We start from the raw sequence: 20,152 nt of genomic DNA on the forward strand, positions 1-20,152 counted from the left end.
GAAGCGCTTGGCGGAGAGCTGGTGCCGATGGGCAGCGCCGGGGCCAAGGCCATGGCCGTGGTGCGCGGCGAAGCGGAAATCTATCTCCATTCGGGCGGCCAGTTCGAATGGGACAGCTGCGCGCCAGCCGCCGTGGCCGCCGCGCATGGCCTTCACATCAGCCGCATCGACGGTAGCCCGCTGCTCTACAACCGGCGCGACACCTATATGCCCGACCTGCTGATCTGCCGCCGGGAATGGGCCGAGCCCGTGCTGGCGCAGGTAAGGGCCATGGCGAGCGTCTGAGCCCGTGCTCACCCACATCGACCTCGGCTACAGCGCTGCGGGGGCCTTCGTCAGCTTCCTCATCGGGCTGACCGGCGTGGGCGGCGGCTCGTTGATGGCGCCGATCCTGATCGTGCTGCTCGGCGTGCCCCCCGCGATGGCGGTGGGCACCGACCTGTGGTTTGCCGCGATCACCAAGTCGGTTGGCGGGGCGACCCATCACAAGCTCAGATCGGTCGACTGGCAAGTGGTGCGCCAGCTTGCCAAGGGCAGCGTGCCAGCCGCGATTGTCACGCTTGTGTGGCTGTGGCTGTTCGAAGGCGGCAGCCTCGATGCCAAGCCGCTGATGCGTCTGCTCGGCGCGGCCCTGTTGCTGACCTCGCTGATGATGATCCTCAAGCCGCGTATTCAGCCCGCGCTCGTCTCCATGGCGAGCCGGATGGGAACCACGATGCGCGCGCAGCAGGGCCTTGTCGTGACCTGCGGAGCGGTTGGCATCGGGGCCTTGGTGGCGCTGACCTCGGTCGGCGCGGGGGCGCTGGTGGCGGTGCTGCTGGCCACGGTCTATCCGCTGCGACTGGGCACCAGAACCATCGTCGGCACCGACATCGTCCACGCCGTGCCGCTGACGCTGGTGGCGGGCATGGGCCACTCGTTCCTCGGCAATGTCGATGGCTGGATGCTGGCAAGCCTGCTGCTGGGCTCGATACCGGGGATCGTGGCCGGCTCGCTGGTGAGCGGCAAGGTCAAGGAAGACTATGTGCGCTATGCACTCGCAGCGATGCTGGTGGTCTCGTCGCTCAAGATGCTGACCAGCTAGAGGCTCTCCGCCAGCCTGCGCGCGGCGCTGCTCACTTCCTCCCAAGTGCGGGCAAAGCCTTGCTCGTCGCCATAGTAGGGGTCGGCCACCGCTTGCCCCTCGTGCCCCGGCACCACATCGAGCAGCAGGCCGAGCTGCGCCGTGCCATCGGCCGGAGCGATGCTGCGCAGATCGGCCAGATTGCTGTCGTCGAGCGCGAAGACATGGGTGAAGCGGCGGAAATCCTCCGGCACCGCCTGCCGGGCGCGCAGCCCCGCGATATCCACCCCGCGCCGCGCCGCCTCGGCGATGGCGCGCGGATCGGGGGCCTTGCCGATATGCCAGTCGCTCGTGCCCGCCGAATCCACTTCCCAGCCGAGCCCGCGCGCAGCCAGTTCGGCACGCATCGCGCCTTCGGCCATGGGCGAACGGCAGATGTTGCCGAGACAGACGAACAGGATCGCGGGCTGACGGCTCATGCCGGCCATGGTCCGGTGATGGCCAGCGTCATGGCGGGCGAATAGGCGTTCACGAACAGCGTCTTGCCATCGGGCGAGAAGCAGGCCCCGGCCAGTTCGGTCTGCATGGTCAGCCGGGCGAAATCGTAGGCACCACCCTGCGGCGTGATCCCGCGCAGGTGGTTGTCGACCACCTCGGTGTACTGGTCCTCGCAGACGATCAGGTGGCCATTGGGGGCCACGGTGAGGTTATCGCCGAAGCTGTACTCGGCGATGTCGGGGCTCTCGTAGAACAGGTCGAGCATGTCCGCGCCGTGCAGCGCGGGCTTGAGGCGGAAGATCTGGCCTTCCTTGGCCGCACCGCCGCTGGTGCAGCAGAAGTACATTTCGCCCTCGCCCATCCAGATGCCCTCGCCGCGCGCGAACAGGGTCGCTCCCATGGCCGCGCCGCGCTGGCGCAGATCGTCCTCGGGCGCTTCGACATTGTCGAGCGTGATCCAGCGCGCCGCGGTGGGTACGCCGACAGCGATATCGGCCCCGGTCCAGTTGCGCGTATCGGCCATGCCGTCGATCGCCAGCGCCTGCAACGTGCCGCCACGCGCCAGTTCGCCCGGCTTGGTCGGGAGGAAACGATAGAGCAGCGAATCGTCGCGATCCTCGGTGAGGTAGACGATGCCCGTGGCCGGATCGACGCAGGCTGCCTCGTGGTTGAAGCGCCCCATCGCCTTCAGCGGCACCGGATCGACCAGACCCGGCGCGGCGGCAGGCACTTCGAACACGTAGCCGTGCTCCTTGTTGATGCGGCCGTTGGGCTTGCGGGTATCCTCCTCGCACGACAGCCAGCTGCCCCACGGGGTGATCCCGCCCGCGCAATTGCGGATCGTGCCCGCAAGGCTGCGATACTGGCGCTTGACCGCCAGCGTCGCTGCATCGAGCACCACGGTGGTGGTGCCCCCCGGCAATGGCACGAGGCTGCGGGCCACGGTATCGTAGGCCGGGCCTGCCGCGCCGCCGCTATCGTGCTGCGGCGTCAGTTCGTGATTGCGCACCAGCGCGATTTCACCGTTGCCGAGATCGAAGCAACCCATACCGTCGGCATGATCGGGCACCGTGCCGCCATCGCTCATGGCATCGCCCAGCCGCGAGATCACGCGGTAGGAAAAGCCCGGCGGCAGGTCGATCACCCCCGCCGGGTCTTTCTGCAAAGGCCCGACCACGCCGGCACCGCCAGCCAGCCCCGCGCCCGCCGTCATTCGCGCGGCAGGCGCGCAGGAAACGGCGAACAGACCGGCAAAAGCGGTGGCGGTGCTGCCGAGAAAACGGCGGCGATCTTGCGGAATCATCATGGCGAGCCTCTTAACATTGAAGCGCGCCCTCTCCACCACTTTTGCGACCGGAGTGAGACAATCAGGGCAGTTCGAGCGCGGCCTTGATATCCTGCCAGCTCACCAGCTTGAAGTTCTGCGCCGCCGGGGCGTTCTGCCCATCCTGCGCGATGAACAGGCCTTGCGGATAGTCCGGGCCAAAGCTGCCGAGCGCCAGCTCGATCCCGTCGGTTTCCTCGGTCGCGCCGAACGTGCCAGCGGCGATGCGGAAACGCCCGACCGGACGCCCATCGGGCAGAGCGAAGAGGGCATAGGCGTTGTCGCCCTGGCTCGACGCCAGCAGATAGCCGCCGTCCGCCCCTTCCGGCGCAATCGCCAGCCCCTCAAGGTCAGCCACCAGATAGCGGTTGTCCACCGGGGCGACCATGCGTTTGGGATTGCCCGCATTGCGGCCATCCATCGCCCACAGGCCGACGTCTTCCTCGCCGATGTAGAGCGTGCCCGAACGTTCGTCGTAGATGCAGCCTTCGGGCTGGGTATCGACGCTGTTGAGCACATCGGTGCTGGCGGCGATATCGCCGCCGGCAAGGCTGAGGCTGGTGCGATAGATCGTGCCTTCCTTCGGCACGCTGTAGATCACAAAGCGGCCATCGGCTGCCACGTCACCCTTGCAGATGCCATAGCCCTCACCCGCACCCACCGGCACCCGGCCAAGCGGCGCCAGCGTGGCGCGCGCCGTATCGAGTTCGGCGAGATAGATGTGGATGTTCGCCTCGTCGCTGCGGTCGCTTGCCGCCACGATCACCCGGCCATCGGGCAGCGTCAGCAGATCGACGTTGTTGAGCCGGTCGGCAGGCAGGAAGCTCTTCTGCGCGCCGCTCAGGTCATAGACGTAGAGCCCGCCCTTCTTGTCGGTGGCGACGATCAGGCTGGCGGCGGGGTTCGCCGCATTGCGCCAGATCGCCGGATCGTCGGCGGCGTCCTCGTTGGCGGTGCCGACAGGTGCGGTTTCGGCCAGAGCCGTAACGGTAACGGCAGGCAAACCTTCGATGGGTGTGGTGGTGGAGCAGGCCGAAAGACCCGCCGCCACCATGACCATGGCAATCGTGTTCCGCATCAGAAGTTCACCTTCGCGCCGAACTTCACGGTCGAACCATACTCTTCGAACTGCAGCAGACGCTGACGGCTGTCGTAGTTCTGATAGGCAAAGTACTTGGCGTTGTTGACGTTGATCCACTCGGCGAACAGGCGGACGTTCTCGATCACCTCGACCTTGGCCGACAGGTCGAGCTGGAAGTGATGATCGACATAGCGATCCTCGCTCGCATCGCCGCCCAGCTCGTCGAGGTATTTGCTGCGATAGGTGCCAGCCGCGCGCAGTTCGAGCGGGCCCTTTTCGTAGCCGAGCACGAGATTGCCCGTGTTGCGCGAGGAGGACGGCAGCTGGATGTCACGCGGTGCGCTGGCGTCGCCATTGGTGAAGACCGTGCCGGTGGCATCGGTGAAGGTGTAGTTCGCCTGCACCAGGAAGCCATCCAGCGGCGCGGGCAGGAAGTCGAGCGAGCGGCTGAAGCCGACCTCAAGGCCGAACACCGTGGCGGTGTCGCCGTTGATGGCGCGGGTCAGCTGATCATAGGCGATGCCCTGGAAGCTGCCCGATGCCTGCGTGGTCTGGTCGACGATGAAGTTGTCGATCGACTTGTAGAACAGGCCGAACGAGAACGCACCGTTGCCGGGCAGGTAGAATTCCACCGCCGCATCGGCGTTCCATGCGCGGTAGGGTTCGAGATCGGGATTGCCGAACTCTGCCTCAAGGTCATCGTTGACGGTGAAGCGCGGGGCCAGCTTTGAAAGCTTCGGCCGCACGAGGCTGCGATAGCCCGCGAGACGCAGCACCACATCTCGCTGCGGTTCATAGCGGACGGTGAAGCTCGGCAGCCAATCGGTGTAGTCGCGCTTGAACGACAGCGGGATCACGTCGGTCACGTCGTCACCGTCGTTCGCCACCAGCTGGCCGGCAAGGCTGACATTGGTGCGCTCTGCACGAACGCCGCCGACCATGCGCAGGGTGTCGCTGCTGTAGCGGCCCATCAGGTAGCCCGCGAGCACGTCTTCCTCGGCCGAATAGTCGTCGGGCAGCGAGAGCATGTCGGTTTCGTACTGGTCGATCTCGAATGCGGAACGGTTGGCGAGGAAGAACTGCGCCGGTGCGTACTTGTCGGCCACAGGCCCCATGTCGGTGAGGCGATAGGTCTGGCTGCCGAGCATATCGGCCAGCGTCAGGTCGCCATCGAAGTCGCCGTAATAGATGCCGTCCATGTTATAGCTCTTGTCGCGCCAGCGCGACTTCACGCCGCCCTGCACGGTGAACTCGCCATCACCGGCAACGAAGGTGCGGCCAAGGTCAGCCTTCAGCGCATATTCTTCGTCGACGCTGTCCGACAGCGTGGTCAGTTCGAGGCGGTTGAAGCCGTAGCTCGCCGGGTCGAGGAAATCGGCGGTATTGCCCAAGGCGGTGAACAAGGGCACGCGGCGGTCGGAATAGTCCATCCTGATGTCGAGCCCGTCGCCATCGAAGCGGCTGCGGAAGCGGATCGGGTCGACCGAGAAGTCTTCCTTTTCGCTCGCCCGCGCCCAGCTGCCCGAGAGATGGGCCTTCCACTCGCCATCGTCATGGTCGAGGCCGAGCTGGGTGGTGGCGATACGCTGACGCTCGAAACGGTCCTTGAGATCGCGGCGCACTTCGATGCGGCCATCGGCATCGCTGAACAGGGCGCTGTCGGCATCGCCCGAAGCCGGATCTTCATCGAACTTGAAAGTGGTGCGACGGCGATATTCGTGATCGTCGAACTGGCTGAAGCTGCCGCGCGCGAAGACCATGGTGAACGGCGACACGCGATAGTCGAGGTTCAGCGTGCCGCTGAGGCGCTCGCGCTCCACGTCATAGTCGCGATATTCGGTTTCCTTGGCGAAGACGACGTCGTTGGCGGTATCCCAGTCGGCTGCCTCGATGTTGTCGGTCTCGAACTTGCGGCGATAGTAGCTGATGCCGCCGGAAACGCCGAAGTTATCGGTGAGGCGGGTGGCGAAGTCGATGCTGCCCTTGGGCGAGACCACACCGGCATAGTCGTTATAGCTGCCTTCGAGCTTGACCGAGAGCAGATCGCGGCGGCGGTTGAAGGCGCTGGTGGTGTTGATCTCGATCGAGGCGCCAATGGTGTCGCCATCCATATCCGGGGTGAGCGACTTCTTCACTTCGATCGATTCGATGATGTCAGCCGAAATCACGTCGAGCGCGACCGAGCGCACATCGCTTTCCGGCGCCGGCAGGCGCACGCCGTTCAGCGAGGTCGCGTTCAGTTCCGGGTCGAGGCCGCGCACCGAGACGAAGCGGCCCTCGCCCTGATCGTTGAGCACGTTGATGCCCGGCAGACGGCGCAGGCTTTCCGCCACGTTCTGATCGGGGAACTGGCCGATGGCGTCGCGGGTCAGCACGTCGGAGACGCCGTCGCTCGCATACTTGCGGCTGAGCGCGGAGGCCTGGTTGGCGGCCTGACCGACGACGACGATCTGGTTGTCACCACCGAGCGTGAAGTGCGCGTTGACAAGGCCACTCTCGGGCACGGTGATGCTGCGGGTCACGGTCGGCGCGCCGACATAGCGCACGACGACCTCGTAAGTCCCGGCGGGAAGCTCGGCAATCGAGAACGAACCGTCGCGGCCCGTCACGGTCTGACGGCCGAGCGAGGGAATACTCACCGTCGCCGATTGCAGGGCAACGGTGTCGGTTTCGTCGGAAACGGTGCCGGCGATGTCACCGGCGAGCGCGGGCGTCGCAACGATAGCAAGCGCGGCGAAGCTGGCGCCAGCAAGCAAGCGGGTCGAGATCATGAAATGTGTCCTTCCGATGGATGTCGGAGGCGCGGCTAGGTGGGGCAAATGTCAGCTTGGCGAAAAATCCGTGACACATCCGTGACACAGATCGCCTGTTGCACTGCAGCAACACATGGACTCAACCGGGGGCGAACCGCCCCGACAGTCAGTCGACCGGATCGTCCTTGATCGCCTGGGCCATCGTTGTGATCGCGCTATCGAGCACGGCCCGTTCCTCGGGCGGAATGTTCTGCACCAGTTCGCGGAAACGCCGTCGGCGCGCGGCGACCACGCGGGCGCGCAGTTCGGTGCCCGCGGGCGTGACCGAGATTATCAGGCGTTTGCCGTGGTTGGGATCGGCCTCGCGCACGACCAGCCCCTTGGGTTCGAGCTTGCGCATGGCGCGGCTGATCTCGGCCCGGTCGATCCCGCCTGCGCCGCCGATGTCGCTGGCGGTGCACGGCCCCATCGCGCAGGCGATGGCCAGCAAGCGCCACTCGGCCAGACTGAGCGAAAACTGCTCCATCAGCTGGTTCTGCGTCTCCCGCTCCAGCATTCTTGCGAGCAGCAGAATGCGATACGGAAGATGATCCTCCCCGAAGAGGTACCAGACTTTCGGCAATCCCATGCCCCTTGGTTGCCCTGCGACGAGGCGCTTGGCAATCCCGCTGCCACACCCGCCACCAAATATTTGTTGATGGCTCAACTTTTTGTTGACGCCTCAACTCAGAATCGGAACTAGGGGCGCATGACTGAAATTCATCCCTTTGCGCCCCGGTTCGAACACGCCTTCACGATCTCGATCGAGCTGTCGAAGCCGTACTGGATCAAGCCCAGCGCCCGCGGCGACACCCGCGCGGCGATCTATGCCGCCTCTGGCAAGGTCGAAGGCCCGCGCCTTAACGGCACCGTGGTGCCGATGTCGGGCGGCGACTTCCCGCTCAGCCGCGACAACGGCGTGATCGACTTCGATGCGCGCTACCTGCTCGAAGCCGACGACGGGGCGATCATCTACCTCCAGAACTGCGGCTATCGCTGGGCCAAGAACGACGAGATCGCGGCCAGGATGTCGGCCAATCAGGATGTCGGCTTCGACGACTATTACATGCGCGTCACCCCGCGCTTCGATGCGCCTGCCGGGCCGCACGAATGGATGTCGCGCCACGTGTTCGTGGGCGTGGCCGAGAAGGTGCCGGGCGCGAACCGCATCCACTATTTCGTGGTGCTGTAATGAGCGCGCGCGCGCCCTTCGCATGGCTGACCCGCCCCGGTGTCGATCCGTTCAGCGCCAGGCACAAGCCGCCGCTGCCGCCAGCCGACTATGACCGGCGGACGGAGCAAGGCCTGCTGATCGAGCGCAACTGCGCAATCCCGCTGCGCGACGGCACGCAGATCTTCTGCGACCTCTATCGCCCCGAAGGCGCGACGCGCGATGTGCCGATCCTGCTGGCCTGGGGGCCTTACGGGAAACACTCGCATTCCAATCAGGTGTTCTGGCCGCGCTCGGGCGTGAACCCGGAGTGGCTGTCCACGCTCACCCCGTTCGAGGGGCCGGACCCGGTCTGGTGGGGCCAGCAAGGCTATGGCGTCGCCGTGGTCGACCCGCGCGGCGCGTGGCTGTCGGGCGGGGACTTTCATCACAACGGCATTCAGGAAGCCGAAGACTGCGCCGATGCCATCGAATGGCTCGGCGGGCTCGACTGGGGCAACGGCAAGGTCGGGATGACCGGCGTCTCCTACCTCGCGGCGATCCAGTATCTGGTCGCGCCGCTGAAGCCCGAGCCGCTCGCCGCGCTCAACCCGTGGGAGGGGTTCTCCGACTGGTATCGCGAGTTCGCCTATCACGGCGGCATTCTGGAGACAGGCTTTCTGCCGCGCGCCTCGGACAATATCGTCTACTCGCTCGGGCGCACCGAAAACACCTGGGAGAACGCCAGGGCCCATCCGCTGATCGACGACTTCTGGGAATCGAAAGCGCTCGATCTGGAGGGCGTCACCCAGCCAGCCTATTGCGTGGCGAGCTGGTCCGATCAGGGCCTGCACCTGCGCGGCACCATCGAGGCCTGGCGCCGCTTCTCCAGCGAGCAGAAGTGGCTCGATATTCACGGGCAGAAGAAATGGGCGCACTACTACCTGCCCGAAAGCCGCAAGCGCCAGCTCGCCTTCTTCGATCACTTCCTGCGCGAGCGCGAAACCAGCATCGCCGCATGGCCGCCCGTCCGCATCGAGGTACGTGACCGGCATGGCGAACAGGTCGAGCGCGCCGAGCAGGAATACCCGCTCGCCCGCACCGCCTACCGCACGCTGCACCTCGATATGGCCAGCCGCGCGCTGGTTGACGAAGCGCCAGCCGAAGGCAGCCTGCGGCAGGACGCGGTCGAAGGCTCTGCCAGCTTCGACTATCGCTTCAAGGAAGAGACCGAGATCACCGGCGAAGCCTCATTGCGGCTGTGGGTCGAGGCCGAGGGCAGCGACGACATGGACCTGTTCGTCGCGCTGGAGAAGCTCGATTCCAATGGCGAGAAGGTCGGCTTCATCTTCTACGCCTTCTACGAATATGGCCCGGTGGCGCTCGGCTGGCAGCGCGTCAGCCACCGCGCGCTCGACGAGGCCCGCTCCTCGCCGGGTCGCCCGGTTCACACGCATCGCAGCGAGGAGCGGCTCAAGCCCGGTGACATCGTGCCGGTCGAGATCGAGCTGTGGCCGTTCTCGACCCGCTTTGCAGCCGGCGAAAGCCTGCGCGTGATCGTGGCCGGCGCGGATATCTACCGGCGCGAGGAAGGCGTGATGCTGCCCTTCCCCATGCACGAAGAGACCCGCAACGCCGGCACCCACATCTTCCATTCGGGCGGCGCTTACGACTCCGTTCTGCGCCTGCCCGTCATCCCGCAAAGGAACCACGCATGAGCCCCGCAGACTGCAAACTGGAGCATGTGTTCGATGTCGAAGTGCTGTTCGGGGCCGACCGCGCGATCTTCGGCCCGCTGCCGAGCGGATCGAGCCAGGGCTATACTCCGGCCATCGGCGGCACCATCAGCGGCCCGCGTCTGAGCGGCAAGGTCGTGCCCCACAGCGGCGCGGACTATGCCACCGTGCGCGTCGACGGCGTGATCGAGCTGAAGGCGCACTATCTGCTCGAAGCGGACGACGGCACGCGCATCTATATCGAGAACAAGGGCTTTCTCGTCCGCCCTGCTCCCGGTGATCCGCAGCCCTCCTATTTCCGCTTGACCCCCTATTTCCGGGTGCCCCAGGGGCCGCACGACTGGCTCGAACGCACAGTGATCGTCGGTGGTGGCGAACGGCGCACCGATCCCGATCGCACCCTATTCAGATATTACGCACTCAGGTGACGGAAAGGAGCATGAGAGCGCAGCGCAACAGGAATTGATAAATCAACACTTTTACGCTGATCCGGCGCCTTTGTCCGGGTCGCAATGAAGCCCCCGCGCACGTGCCGCCAGCAAGGCGGACGTGCTTTTTGACTATTTCCCATGGGAGAGAATGACATGGCCAATCGGCTTGAAAACCGCGCCCGCAATCGGCGCGTGCATCTTGGAGCAAGCGTAATCGCACTCGGCATGGCGCTCGCAATGCCGGGCACCGCACAGGCGCAGGATAACGAGGAAAATGCGGGCACCATCGTGGTCACCGGCTCGCGCATCGCCCGCGACGGGCTCGATGCCCCGACGCCGATCACCGTCGTCGGTGCCGAGCAGATCGACCGGCAGGGCGCGACCAACCTGTCGCAGGTGCTGAACGACGTGCCCGCCTTCCGGCCGCAGAGCACGCCAGCCACCACGGCCATCTTCCAGAACAACATCGGCGCGAACACCGCCGACCTCAGGGGCCTCGGTGCCAACCGCACACTGGTCCTCATCGACGGGCGGCGCGTGGTCCCGGCGACCGTTCAGGGCAGCTCGTTCGCCCCAGCCGGTGCGGTGGACCTCAACATGGTGCCCACCTCGCTCGTGCAGCGGGCCGAAGTCGTGACCGGCGGTGCTTCGGCAGCCTACGGTTCGGACGCGGTTGCCGGTGTGGTCAACCTGATCCTCAACACCAACCTGCAGGGTATCCGCGCCTCGATCCAGGGCGGCATCACCGAACAGGGCGACAACGAGGAGCTGGCCCTCTCGCTGGCTGGCGGCACCGGCTTTGCCGGCGGACGCGGCCGCGTGGTCGCCGGGATCGACTATGTCGACAACCAGGGCTCCGGCGACTGCTATTCGCGTGACTGGTGTGCGCTCAGCTACAACACCATCAGCAACCCGTTCGTCGATCCGAACGACCCGTCGAAGGGCCGGGTTCTCGCGGGCTCGCCGGCCACGCTGATCATGCCCAACGCCCGCACGGCAACGGCAACGGTCAACGGCCAGATCATCGGCGGTCCGCTCGCTGGCACCGAATTCCGACCCGACGGCACGCTGTTCAAGCACGACGCAGGCACCTACTACGGCGCCGGTATCTTCCAGAGCGGCGGCGGCGATCCGCAGCTGGCCTTCTATGAGAACTTCCCGATGTCCTCGCCCAGCGAGCGGCTGAACGTCTTCTCCCACCTCGAATATGACGTCTCCGACGCCATCACCTGGTTCGCCGAGGGCTCGTTCAGCAAGGTCAGTGCCAACACCATCGGGGCCCAGCTCCGCGATCTCGCCCCGCGCGTGATTACCCGCGACAACCCGTTCATCCCCGATGCCCTCGCCACGCAGATGGATGCGGCGAACCTGTCCTCTGTCCGCGTGTCGCGCATCTGGAACGATCTGGGTGCGCAGACCGGCACGGTCGACCGGAAGATCTATCGCGGTGTGACCGGCATCAAGGCCGATCTCGGCGGCAGCTTCACGCTCGATGCCTACTACCAGTTCGGCCAGACCGACTACAAACAGCGCAGCTACAACGCCAACATCAAGCAGAACACGATCTTCGCGCTCGATGCCGTGACCGATCCCGTCTCGGGCGATCCGATCTGCCGTGCGGTGTTGCTTGGCAATCCCGCTGCCGAAGGGTGCGAGCCGCTCAACATTTTCGGCAACGGCAGCCCCTCTGCCGCCGCCGCAGCCTATGTCAACGGCACCGCCATGCAGGATACGACGCTGAAGCAGCACGTGGCTTCGGTGGCCGTGCAGGGCAGCCTGTTCCAGCTGCCGGGCGGATCGCTCGGCGTTGCGACCGGCGTCGAGTACCGCTCTGACGACGCGCAGGGCACCGCCGATCCGATCTCGACCGCGCTCGGCTTCTATTCCGGCCCCGGCGCGCCGATCTCGGGCAGTGTCGACGTGTGGGAAGGCTTCGTCGAGGTGGTCGCCCCGGTGACCGACATGGTCGAACTCAACGGTGCCGTGCGTGTGACCGATTACAGCACCAGCGGCTCGGTCACGACGTGGAAGGTCGGCGCGGACTTCGCTCCCACCGACTGGCTGCGCTTCCGCGCCACCCGCTCGCGCGACATCCGCGCGCCCAACATCTTCGAGCTGTTCGGCCCGCTGCAGAACTCGTTCCAGTCGGTCAACGACCCGGAGAACGGCAACGCGCAGGTGCTGGCTTCGGTGCTGCTGGGCGGCAATGCCAACCTCGAACCGGAAAAGGCCGACAGCTGGACGGCGGGCGTCGTCCTGCAGCCGCGCCTTGGCCCCGGCACCCTGCGGTTCTCGCTCGACTATTACGACATCCAGCTTGACGGCGCGGTGTCCACCCTCGGCGCGCAGGTGCTGGTCGATCGTTGCTCTGGCGGTTCGGCCGAACTGTGCCAGTTCGTCGATCGCAACGCTTCCGGCGAGATCACCACGATCCGCAACTTCAACTTCAACCTCGACACGCTGATCACGCGTGGTTGGGATATCGAAGCGTCCTACCGGATTCCCGCAGGCAACGGTGACGTGACCCTGCGCGGCCTCGCCACGATCGTCGACGATCTGATCACCGTCGATTCGACCGGCAAGGAGCAGGATCGGGCCGGCATGAACGGTTCGCCCGTGTCGCAGCCTTCGGGCGTTCCGCGCTATATCCTGAACGGCTATGTGACCTATACGACCGATCCGTTCACCGCGCAGCTGCAGGTCCGCCACATTTCGGCGGGTGCCTACAACACCAGCCTCGTGGGGCCGGGTGACGAAGGCTACGATCCGATGCGGGGCAACAGCATCAACGACAATCACATCGGCGGCTGGACCTACTTCAACCTCAATGCGAGCTACGATGTGTGGAGCAAGGGCGACAGCCGCCTGCAACTGTTCGGGGTCGTCAACAACCTGTTCGACAAGGATCCGCCGGTCGATGCGCCCTCCAGCTTCGGCCCGACCAACAACGTGCTCTATGACGTTCTCGGTCGCTCCTATCGTCTGGGTGTGCGCTTCAGCTACTAAGGCGTGAAATCTGCTGGCAGGCGGCCACCCGGGCCGCCTGCCAGTGTTTCTTGCGGGCCTAGCCCGCCATGCGGCGGAAGTTTGCTGTCCTGATGCGAACGAACAGCCCGTCGCGAATATCGTAGAACGCGAAGTTCACGCTCTGCCGCCTTTGCCCTTCGCGCATGGCGCCGCCGGGAAAGTCCGGCCAGTCTCCCTTCGAAACCAGCGTCGTCACCAGTTCCACGGCCAGCAGTTCGCTGTTGCCAACGAGACTGCGCGCCTCGACCGTCTCGACCACCTGCTCGTGGATGCGGCGATAGAAGTCCATGATCGCCGCCCGGCCCGCCAGCGTCGCCGCTTGCCCGCGAAAATCGACCTCGGGGTGATAGTAGGCCCCGAACGCCTCATAATCGCGGGCATTGAACGCGCTCAGATAGCGCGCGAACCAGCCTCTGCTGCCGACCGGGTCCATCGCCTCAGACCCGGCTGGCCTCGGGGGCCAGCTCGGCCTTGCCGGTCTTGATGACGCGGCCCAGCACCAGCACCAGACAGGCCACCGCCAGCGGCACCCCGGCCGCGAGGCCAAGCGCCAGCTGGAGCGAGAACTCCTGCGCCACGGCATAGCCGCCGTAGAACGGGGCCAGCACCCCGCCGACCCGGCCCGCGCCCCCGGCCCAGCCCAGCGCGGTGCTGCGCATGCGCGGGGGATAGACCTTGGTGATGAGCGTGTTGAGCCCGGCCTGACCGCCCGTCTGCAGGAAGTTGAAGGCCACCAGAAGGACGACGAAGATGCCGGCCTCGAACGATACCCAGCTGATCCCGAGATAGGCCAGGAACAGCCCCAGATAGAACAGCGGGATCATCCGCGTGGCCCGGAACCGGTCCATCAGATAGCCGATCAGCAATGTCCCGGCGATGCTGCCCATGTAGCCGATCAGCGCCGATACGGCGAATTGCTGGATCGGGATGCCGGCCATTTCCTGGAAGAACGTCGGCAGCCACTGGCTGGTCAGGGCAATGCTGGTCATCGACAGCAGACAGGCAGCCCAGATGACACAGGTCATCAAGGTCCGGCCTTCGGTGAAGATGTCGCTCAGCTTCGCCTTGCGCGCCTTGGTGCCCTTGCCCTCGCCGAGCACGAACACGGCATCTTCGGGAACTTCTAACGCCGGGTCCATCTTGCGCATGGTCTTGCCGATAGAGCTGTCGTGCGGATTGCGCTCGGCGCGGAACTTGAGCGATTCGGGCACGAAGAAATAGAGCAGCGGAATGCACAGCAGCGGCGCCACGCCGCCGATCCAGAACGCGCTCTGCCAGCCGTAGATATCCAGCAGCCATGCCGCGACCCCGCCGCTCGACGCATTCCCGCTCGAATAGCCCACCAGCGACAGCGCAATGAAGCTGGCGCGGCGATAGGCGGGCGTGACCTCCGAAATCATCGCCAGCGCCATCGGCAGGCCTGCCGCCATGAACACACCGGCCAGTGTGCGCAGGATCGTCAACTGGGTGAGCGTTTCGGCCCGCACGCTTGCCAGCGTGATCGCCCCGAACAAGGCGCACGAGAGCATGAGCATATTGCGCCGCCCGAACCGGTCGGCCAGTGGCGACACCGCAAAGGCCCCGACCGCCAGGCCGATCTGCTGCCACACGAACAGGTTGGCCATGGCTTCGGGTGGCTCGCCAAAGCCCTCGGCGATGGCGGGGGCGATCTTGCCGATCATGAACATGTCGAACCCGTCGATGAAGCAGACCAGCCCGCAAACCAGCAGAACGATCAGATGATGGCGGCCGACTTTCTGCTGGTCGACGAAGGCCTCGATATCAATGCGGGTCATGTGTTTTGAAAAGTCCTCTCCTGCCTTGCCCCTCGCCTTATGGTACGGGATGGCCAAGCGTTGATCGATCAACTTGTTCGATCAGCAAGCGGCGCCTGTCAAGCGACGGCTGCCGAGAGAGACAGATGTCCAGGGCAGGCGTGACAGGAGGCGACACCCGAAGTGCCGCCCAAAACGGCCAGTCGAACGGCTGGCCTCCTGCCAATGCCCCAGTGCCGGCTTGCCATCACCTCAGAAAGGGATGCGGACATGCGCTTCGACTGTGCCCTGCCGCAAGCGATCGCTGAGGCGGGTGTCGAAACTGGCGCCGATCTCCAGCCCACCGGTGGAGGTATAGGTCACCCCTCCGCCGAGCACGCCAACCATCTCCTTGAGCGGCGTGCCATCGACCGAGAAGCTGCCCAGCCCGAACGGCGTGCCCGAAAAGCGCATGTTCGTGCGCGCCTTCAGATCGCCCCAGCTCCGCTCCAGACCGCCGACGAAAAACGGTGCTATGCTGCCTCCGGCCATTTGCGTCTTCATTTCCAGCCGCATCTGCGCGCGTGCGGTGGTGATGTCGCGCACCTCAGTGGCCACTCCGAGGTTGAGCGGATCCGCCCCGCTTTCCGTGAAGGCGTCACGGTCGATGTGGATGTTGGTGATCGCGATCAGCGGGGTCAGCGTCATGTTCTTGCTGATCGGCGTTCGGAACCCGGCATAACCGCCGAGAGACTGGCCTTCCATGGCGATCTTGGCGCTCGCGGTGTAGCTATTCGAGACAGAACGAACCGCACGGCTGCTCTCGACATGGCTGGTCTGATGCGAGCCGTAGACCCCGCCGAACCGCTCACCGTCGTCATAGCCGAGATAGCCGCCGAAGTGCACAAAGTCGCCGTCCAGACGCGTCTGCAGCGAAGAGACGCTGGAATCGCTATCCGAATAGCCCAGGGCGAGACCAGCCCGGAAGTGGCCCATCTGCGCTTCGACACCGCCAACCAGGCCCTTGGCATCTTCACGCAGATTGCGCGTGCCGGAAGTGCCTTCCAGCCGCGTTTCGCCGCCGAAGCTCTGCATCCACATGCCGACCGTAACCGGCTGCGACTGCCCGGCTTGCGCGGACGGGGGCGCGCCCGGCACCAGCGCACGGGCCTGCTCGGGCGCCGCGCCCGTCAGTTCGCCCATTTCGCCATTGGAGAGACGCTGGAGCAGCAGGCCACTGAAGCGCTGCGTTTCAAGGAAGCCCCCGGTGGTGATGCTGGCAATGCCTTCGCCACTGAGGGTGTCGAGCAAGGCCAGCTGCTCCTCAAGCGGCAGCATGCCAATCGGCAGGATGGCCTGGAGGAAGGCATCATCCATTTCGCCCTGCCCGACGCTCAGCGCGGCGGCGACAGACTGTTCGTTCCTGGTCCCGGCATTGCCGATTTGCGCGGCGAGATCGAGCATACGGCGCACTTCGAGAACCACGCCATTGGGCTCAAGGTCATAGCGCAGACGCCAGGCGATACCGGTGTTCTGGCCAAGATCGGTGAAGTCCTGCCCATTGGCAAAGCTGCCCGAGAAGCTGCCCCCTCGCACGATCAGATAGCGCTGAATCGGAGGAGAGCTGAGCGACGGGTTGACCATCCGCACTTCAACCGTCGTGCCATTGACGGTGATCGAACCGCTCGACCGCAGCATGTCCGACAGATAGCCCGAATCCCTCGCGGCAAAGTCGAACTGCACCAATCCGCCGGTCAGATTGATGCTGCTGGCGGTAATCGTGCCGAACGGGTCGTCCGCCGTTCCGGGCGAGATCACGCCGCTTGTCATCGTCAGCGCTGAATTGAAACCGCTGGTGCCGGAGAACGTCCCCCCGTTCACCAGCAAGCCGCCATCGCTGACGCCAAGGAACTCCAGCGTACCTTCCAGCACTTCGAAATCGCCGATCAGCGCCTGATCGCCGACCACGGTGAATATGCCCGAGCCGATCTTGCGGACGCTGCCGCTGCCGGAGAAAGTGCCGCCGAAGGCAAAGTCCGCATTGGTGCCGCCGAGGGTCAGCACATTGCCACTGCCTCCGGCTGCGGCGATGACATCGGCTTCGGCAAAGGTGCCCGAGGCGCGCGCGCCATCGCTCAGCAGATATCTGCTGGAGCTGGCCGCAGCGCTCAGGCCAGCGGTTGCCGAAGCATCGCCCAGCACGACCGATCCGGTGCCGGTGAGAGTGGCGATGCTCTCGTTATAGCCGTCGAGATCGAAGGTTGCGCCTTCGGCCAGAACGATAGCGCTCGTGTCGGCCAGCCGTTCGCTCGCCCCCAGTTGCACGGTGCCGGCGGCCACTGCGATCGTGCCGTCAAAGCTGTTGTCGGCCGATAGCGTCAGCGTGCCGGTGCCCAGCTTTGCGAGCGTGCCCGATCCAGAGACCTCACCATCCAGCGCAACACTGTCACTGCCGAGAGCGAAGGTCACCGCCCCGGCGAGGTTCATTTCGTTGGCAAACGTGCGGTCGCCCGCGACGCTCACCGTGGTTCCATCCGCCGCGGCAAGCTTGCCCGTGCCCAGCGCGCTGTCATCACCGAGGATCACTGCACCTTCGGACAGCGTAACCCCGCCGGTGAAGGTGTTGGCTCCGGTGAGAACCAGCGTGCCCGCGCCGGTCTTGGAGAGGCTGCCCGTGCCGCTGATCGCACCGCTCTGCGTTGCCGTACCGCTGGCCCGAACCACCTCGACCGTACCGTCGAGACCGACGGCATTGGCAACCGCCACACCCTCCGCATAGACAACGGTCGTGCCATCAGCGGCCATCAACGAACTGGTGCCCAGCGCATCGTTGTTGGCCAGTTGCAGCGTGCCGCCCGAAAGCGCAGTGTCGCCGGTAAAGCTGTTGGCGGCCGTCAGGATAAGCTCGCCGCTGCCCGCTTTCGTGAGGGTGCCCGCCCCGGAGATCACCCCGCTTTGCGTGGCGGTTCCGTTACCTTGCGTGAAATCGACTGCGCCGTTGAGCGTAATCGTGTTGGCGATCGTCAGGTCATCGGCATAGGTCACACTCGTTCCGTCGTCCGCCGTCAGCGAGCCTGTCCCCAGCGCGGCATTGTTGGCCAGCGCCAGGGTTCCGCCCGAAAGCGTGGTGTTGCCGGTGAAGCTGTTCGCTCCCGTCAGGATAAGCGTGCCGCTCCCGGTCTTTGTGAGCGTGCCAGTGCCCGAGATCGTGGCGGAATAGGTCGTTACGTCGGCGTCATCCGCCCCGAGCGAGATCGTCCCGGCGAGCGTCAGTGCATTGGATATCGCAATCCCGTCGCCGAGCACGATCGCCGCATTATCGTTGAGGGTAACGCCGCCACTGCCAAAAGCGGAAGCGTCCATGACCGTCACCGTGCCGCCATTGATGGTGGTGCCGCCGCTATAGGTGTTGGCGCCCGAGAGGGTCAGCATGCCCGCATCTGCCTTGATGAGGCTGCCGGTGCCGGAAATCACCCCGCTTTGCTCGCCGTCGCCGGAGTCCATCTTGAAGGTGACGGTGCCGGTCAGGCTCATCGCATTGGCCACGGTCACATTCTGATAGGTCAGGCTGGTGCCATCGGCCGCAGCAAGTGCGCCGGTGCCCAGGGCATCGGCATTGCCAAGCGATAGCGAACCCGCATCAAGGCTGGTGCCGCCCGTGTAGGTGTTGGCGCCGGTCAGCGTCAGCGAGCCTGCCCCCGACTTGGTCAGCGAGCCACTGCCGGTTGCAATCGCCGAGGTGACGGATGCAGCCCCCGCACCCGTGAAGGTGAGATCGTGATCGCCGCTGATCCCACCGCTTAACGTCAGCAGCGTGCCATCCGCAGCAATGGTGGAGGCATCACCCAGCGTCACCGCACCGCTGAGCGTGCTGGACCCGCTGCTGTTATGCAGCGCACCCACGCCGCCGTTGCCGCTGCCAGAGATGGTGATGCTGTCCCCGCTGCTCGCGCCCGAAAGAGCCAGCGTTGCGCCGCTCTGCACGGTGGTGGCGCCGTCGGTCGTGCCGAGCGCGCCGTCACTGGCGACGATCAACGTCCCGGCGGACACTGTGGTCGTGCCCTGATAGCTGTTGGCACCGCTGAGGGTGAGGCTGGCGCTTCCGGTCTTGGTGAGTCCACCCGATCCCGAAATCACGCCGCCCTGCGTCGCGCTGCCCCCGGCCTGGTCGAAACTGACTGTGCCGGTGACCGCCACCGCATTGGCGATGGTCAAGGTATCGGCATAGGTGATCTTGGTGCCATCGGCGGCACTCACATCCCCCGTGCCGAGCGCGGTGTCCGTCGTCAGAGAGAGCCCGCCGCTGCTCAGCGTCGTGCCCCCAGCGTAGGTGTTGGCTCCCGTCAGCGTCAGGGTGCCGCTACCCGCCTTGGTGATACCACCTACCCCCGAAATCACGCCGCCAAGCGTTGCACTGCCACCGGTCTGATCAAAGCTGACTGTGCCCGTGACCGCCATCGCATTGGCGACCGTCAGGCCATCCGCATAGATGACCTTGGTGCCATCGGCGGCACTCACAGCCCCGGTGCCAAGCGCCGAGTCAGTGGTCAGGGAGAGCCCGCCGCTGCTCAGCGTCGTGCCCCCCGCATAGGTGTTCGCGCCCGTCAGCGTCAGCGTGCCGCTGCCCGTCTTGGTGATACCACCTGCCCCCGAAATCACGCCGCCAAGCATTGCGCTGCCACCGGTCTGGTCGAAGTCAACCGTGCCGGTCACCGCCACTGCATTGGCGATGGTAAGGCCATCCGCATAAATAACCTTGGTGCCATCGGCGGCACTCACTGCCCCCGTGCCGAGCGCGGTATCGCTCGTCAGGGAAAGCCCGCCGCTGCTGAGCATGGTGCCACCCGCATAGGTGTTCACTCCCGTCAGCGTCAGCGTGCCGCTGCCCATCTTGGTGATTTCACCCGATCCTGAAATCACACCGCCAAGCGTTGCACCGCCGCCGGTCTGATCAAAGCTGACCGTGCCGGTCACCGCCATCGCATTGGCGATGGTCAAGGTATCGGCATAGGTGATCTTGGTGCCATCGGCGGCACTCACACCCCCCGTGCCGAGCGCGGTGTCGCTCGTCAGGGAAAGCCCGCCGCTGTTGAGCGTCGTGCCACCCGCATAGGCGTTCGCCCCGGTCAGCGTCAGCGTGCCGCTGCCCGTCTTGGTGAGTCCACCCGATCCCGAAATCACGCCGCTCTGCGTCGCACTGCCGGCGGTCTGGTCAAAGCTGACTGTGCCGGTCACCGCCACCGCATTGGCGATGGTAAGGCCATCCGCATAAATAACCTTGGTGCCATCGGCGGCA

The 20,152-nt window shown here is 65.4% G+C and carries 14 protein-coding genes; 6 read left to right on the forward strand and 8 right to left on the reverse strand.

The window, feature by feature from the left end; genetic code table 11:
* Positions 1-285, forward strand: a 285-nt coding sequence (locus tag D2V17_RS19000) for an inositol monophosphatase family protein (protein WP_281270615.1), incomplete at its 5' end; no start/stop codon positions are given.
* Between the two features lie 4 nt (positions 286-289).
* A complete protein-coding gene (locus D2V17_RS19005; protein WP_119594731.1) occupies positions 290-1,084 on the forward strand; it encodes a sulfite exporter TauE/SafE family protein in 795 nt (264 codons plus the stop codon).
* Here the strand turns inward: D2V17_RS19005 and D2V17_RS19010 are convergent.
* The 5 genes from D2V17_RS19010 to D2V17_RS19030 all read right to left on the reverse strand — a co-directional run bounded on the left by D2V17_RS19010 (position 1,081) and on the right by D2V17_RS19030 (position 7,347).
* Positions 1,081-1,542, reverse strand: a complete 462-nt coding sequence (locus D2V17_RS19010; protein ID WP_119594750.1) for a low molecular weight protein-tyrosine-phosphatase — start codon at positions 1,540-1,542, stop codon at positions 1,081-1,083. The two genes, D2V17_RS19005 and D2V17_RS19010, sit on opposite strands and share 4 nt — an antisense overlap.
* The gene (locus D2V17_RS19015) at positions 1,539-2,867 is read right to left on the reverse strand and encodes an alkaline phosphatase PhoX (RefSeq protein ID WP_342767859.1); all 1,329 of its coding nucleotides are present in this window, start codon (positions 2,865-2,867) and stop codon (positions 1,539-1,541) included. The genes D2V17_RS19010 and D2V17_RS19015 overlap by 4 nt, the downstream gene beginning before the upstream one ends.
* 61 nt (positions 2,868-2,928) lie before the next feature.
* Entirely contained in the window at positions 2,929-3,963 is a 1,035-nt protein-coding gene (locus D2V17_RS19020; protein WP_119594732.1) for a phytase, read from the reverse strand.
* A complete protein-coding gene (locus D2V17_RS19025; protein ID WP_119594733.1) occupies positions 3,963-6,737 on the reverse strand; it encodes a TonB-dependent receptor in 2,775 nt (924 codons plus the stop codon). Before D2V17_RS19025 ends, D2V17_RS19020 begins: the two co-directional genes overlap by 1 nt.
* Before the next feature lie 148 nt (positions 6,738-6,885).
* Positions 6,886-7,347, reverse strand: a complete 462-nt coding sequence (locus D2V17_RS19030) for a MarR family winged helix-turn-helix transcriptional regulator (RefSeq protein ID WP_119594734.1) — start codon at positions 7,345-7,347, stop codon at positions 6,886-6,888.
* Between the two features lie 120 nt (positions 7,348-7,467).
* Here D2V17_RS19030 and D2V17_RS19035 point away from each other — a divergent pair, with 120 nt between their 5' ends.
* The 4 genes from D2V17_RS19035 (at position 7,468) to D2V17_RS19050 (ending at position 13,081) form a co-directional block, all read left to right on the forward strand.
* Positions 7,468-7,950 (forward strand): DUF3237 family protein, encoded by a 483-nt coding sequence (locus D2V17_RS19035; RefSeq protein ID WP_119594735.1) that lies wholly within the window; start codon positions 7,468-7,470, stop codon positions 7,948-7,950.
* On the forward strand, positions 7,950-9,626 hold the full coding sequence (locus tag D2V17_RS19040; protein ID WP_191229302.1) for a CocE/NonD family hydrolase: 1,677 nt from the start codon (positions 7,950-7,952) through the stop codon (positions 9,624-9,626). The genes D2V17_RS19035 and D2V17_RS19040 overlap by 1 nt, the downstream gene beginning before the upstream one ends.
* Positions 9,623-10,072, forward strand: a complete 450-nt coding sequence (locus D2V17_RS19045; protein ID WP_119594737.1) for a DUF3237 domain-containing protein — start codon at positions 9,623-9,625, stop codon at positions 10,070-10,072. The genes D2V17_RS19040 and D2V17_RS19045 overlap by 4 nt, the downstream gene beginning before the upstream one ends.
* 156 nt (positions 10,073-10,228) lie before the next feature.
* A complete protein-coding gene (locus tag D2V17_RS19050; RefSeq protein ID WP_191229303.1) occupies positions 10,229-13,081 on the forward strand; it encodes a TonB-dependent receptor domain-containing protein in 2,853 nt (950 codons plus the stop codon).
* Positions 13,082-13,139: 58 nt separating this feature from the next.
* Here the strand turns inward: D2V17_RS19050 and D2V17_RS19055 are convergent, their stop codons facing one another.
* The 3 genes from D2V17_RS19055 to D2V17_RS19065 form a co-directional block, all read right to left on the reverse strand.
* A complete protein-coding gene (locus tag D2V17_RS19055) occupies positions 13,140-13,535 on the reverse strand; it encodes a nuclear transport factor 2 family protein (protein WP_191229304.1) in 396 nt (131 codons plus the stop codon).
* A 4-nt stretch (positions 13,536-13,539) separates the two neighbouring features.
* A complete protein-coding gene (locus D2V17_RS19060; protein WP_119594740.1) occupies positions 13,540-14,898 on the reverse strand; it encodes an MFS transporter in 1,359 nt (452 codons plus the stop codon).
* A 231-nt stretch (positions 14,899-15,129) separates the two neighbouring features.
* A partial coding sequence (locus tag D2V17_RS19065) for an autotransporter-associated beta strand repeat-containing protein (protein ID WP_191229305.1) occupies positions 15,130-20,152 on the reverse strand: 5,023 nt, incomplete at its 5' end.

This window comes from Aurantiacibacter xanthus (assembly GCF_003584015.1).
In the GTDB taxonomy this organism is placed as follows: Bacteria; Pseudomonadota; Alphaproteobacteria; order Sphingomonadales; family Sphingomonadaceae; genus Alteraurantiacibacter; species Alteraurantiacibacter xanthus.

Excerpts from the sequence above, each read along its gene's own strand:
- D2V17_RS19015 (WP_342767859.1), bottom strand. The coding sequence starts at position 2,867 with ATGATGATTCCGCAAGATCGCCGCCGTTTTCTCGGCAGCACCGCCACC.
- D2V17_RS19025 (WP_119594733.1), bottom strand. The coding sequence starts at position 6,737 with ATGATCTCGACCCGCTTGCTTGCTGGCGCCAGCTTCGCCGCGCTTGCT.
- D2V17_RS19020 (WP_119594732.1), bottom strand. The coding sequence starts at position 3,963 with ATGCGGAACACGATTGCCATGGTCATGGTGGCGGCGGGTCTTTCGGCC.
- D2V17_RS19060 (WP_119594740.1), bottom strand. The coding sequence starts at position 14,898 with ATGACCCGCATTGATATCGAGGCCTTCGTCGACCAGCAGAAAGTCGGC.
- D2V17_RS19050 (WP_191229303.1), top strand. The coding sequence starts at position 10,229 with ATGGCCAATCGGCTTGAAAACCGCGCCCGCAATCGGCGCGTGCATCTT.
- D2V17_RS19030 (WP_119594734.1), bottom strand. The coding sequence starts at position 7,347 with ATGGGATTGCCGAAAGTCTGGTACCTCTTCGGGGAGGATCATCTTCCG.
- D2V17_RS19045 (WP_119594737.1), top strand. The coding sequence starts at position 9,623 with ATGAGCCCCGCAGACTGCAAACTGGAGCATGTGTTCGATGTCGAAGTG.
- D2V17_RS19040 (WP_191229302.1), top strand. The coding sequence starts at position 7,950 with ATGAGCGCGCGCGCGCCCTTCGCATGGCTGACCCGCCCCGGTGTCGAT.
- D2V17_RS19010 (WP_119594750.1), bottom strand. The coding sequence starts at position 1,542 with ATGAGCCGTCAGCCCGCGATCCTGTTCGTCTGTCTCGGCAACATCTGC.
- D2V17_RS19035 (WP_119594735.1), top strand. The coding sequence starts at position 7,468 with ATGACTGAAATTCATCCCTTTGCGCCCCGGTTCGAACACGCCTTCACG.
- D2V17_RS19055 (WP_191229304.1), bottom strand. The coding sequence starts at position 13,535 with ATGGACCCGGTCGGCAGCAGAGGCTGGTTCGCGCGCTATCTGAGCGCG.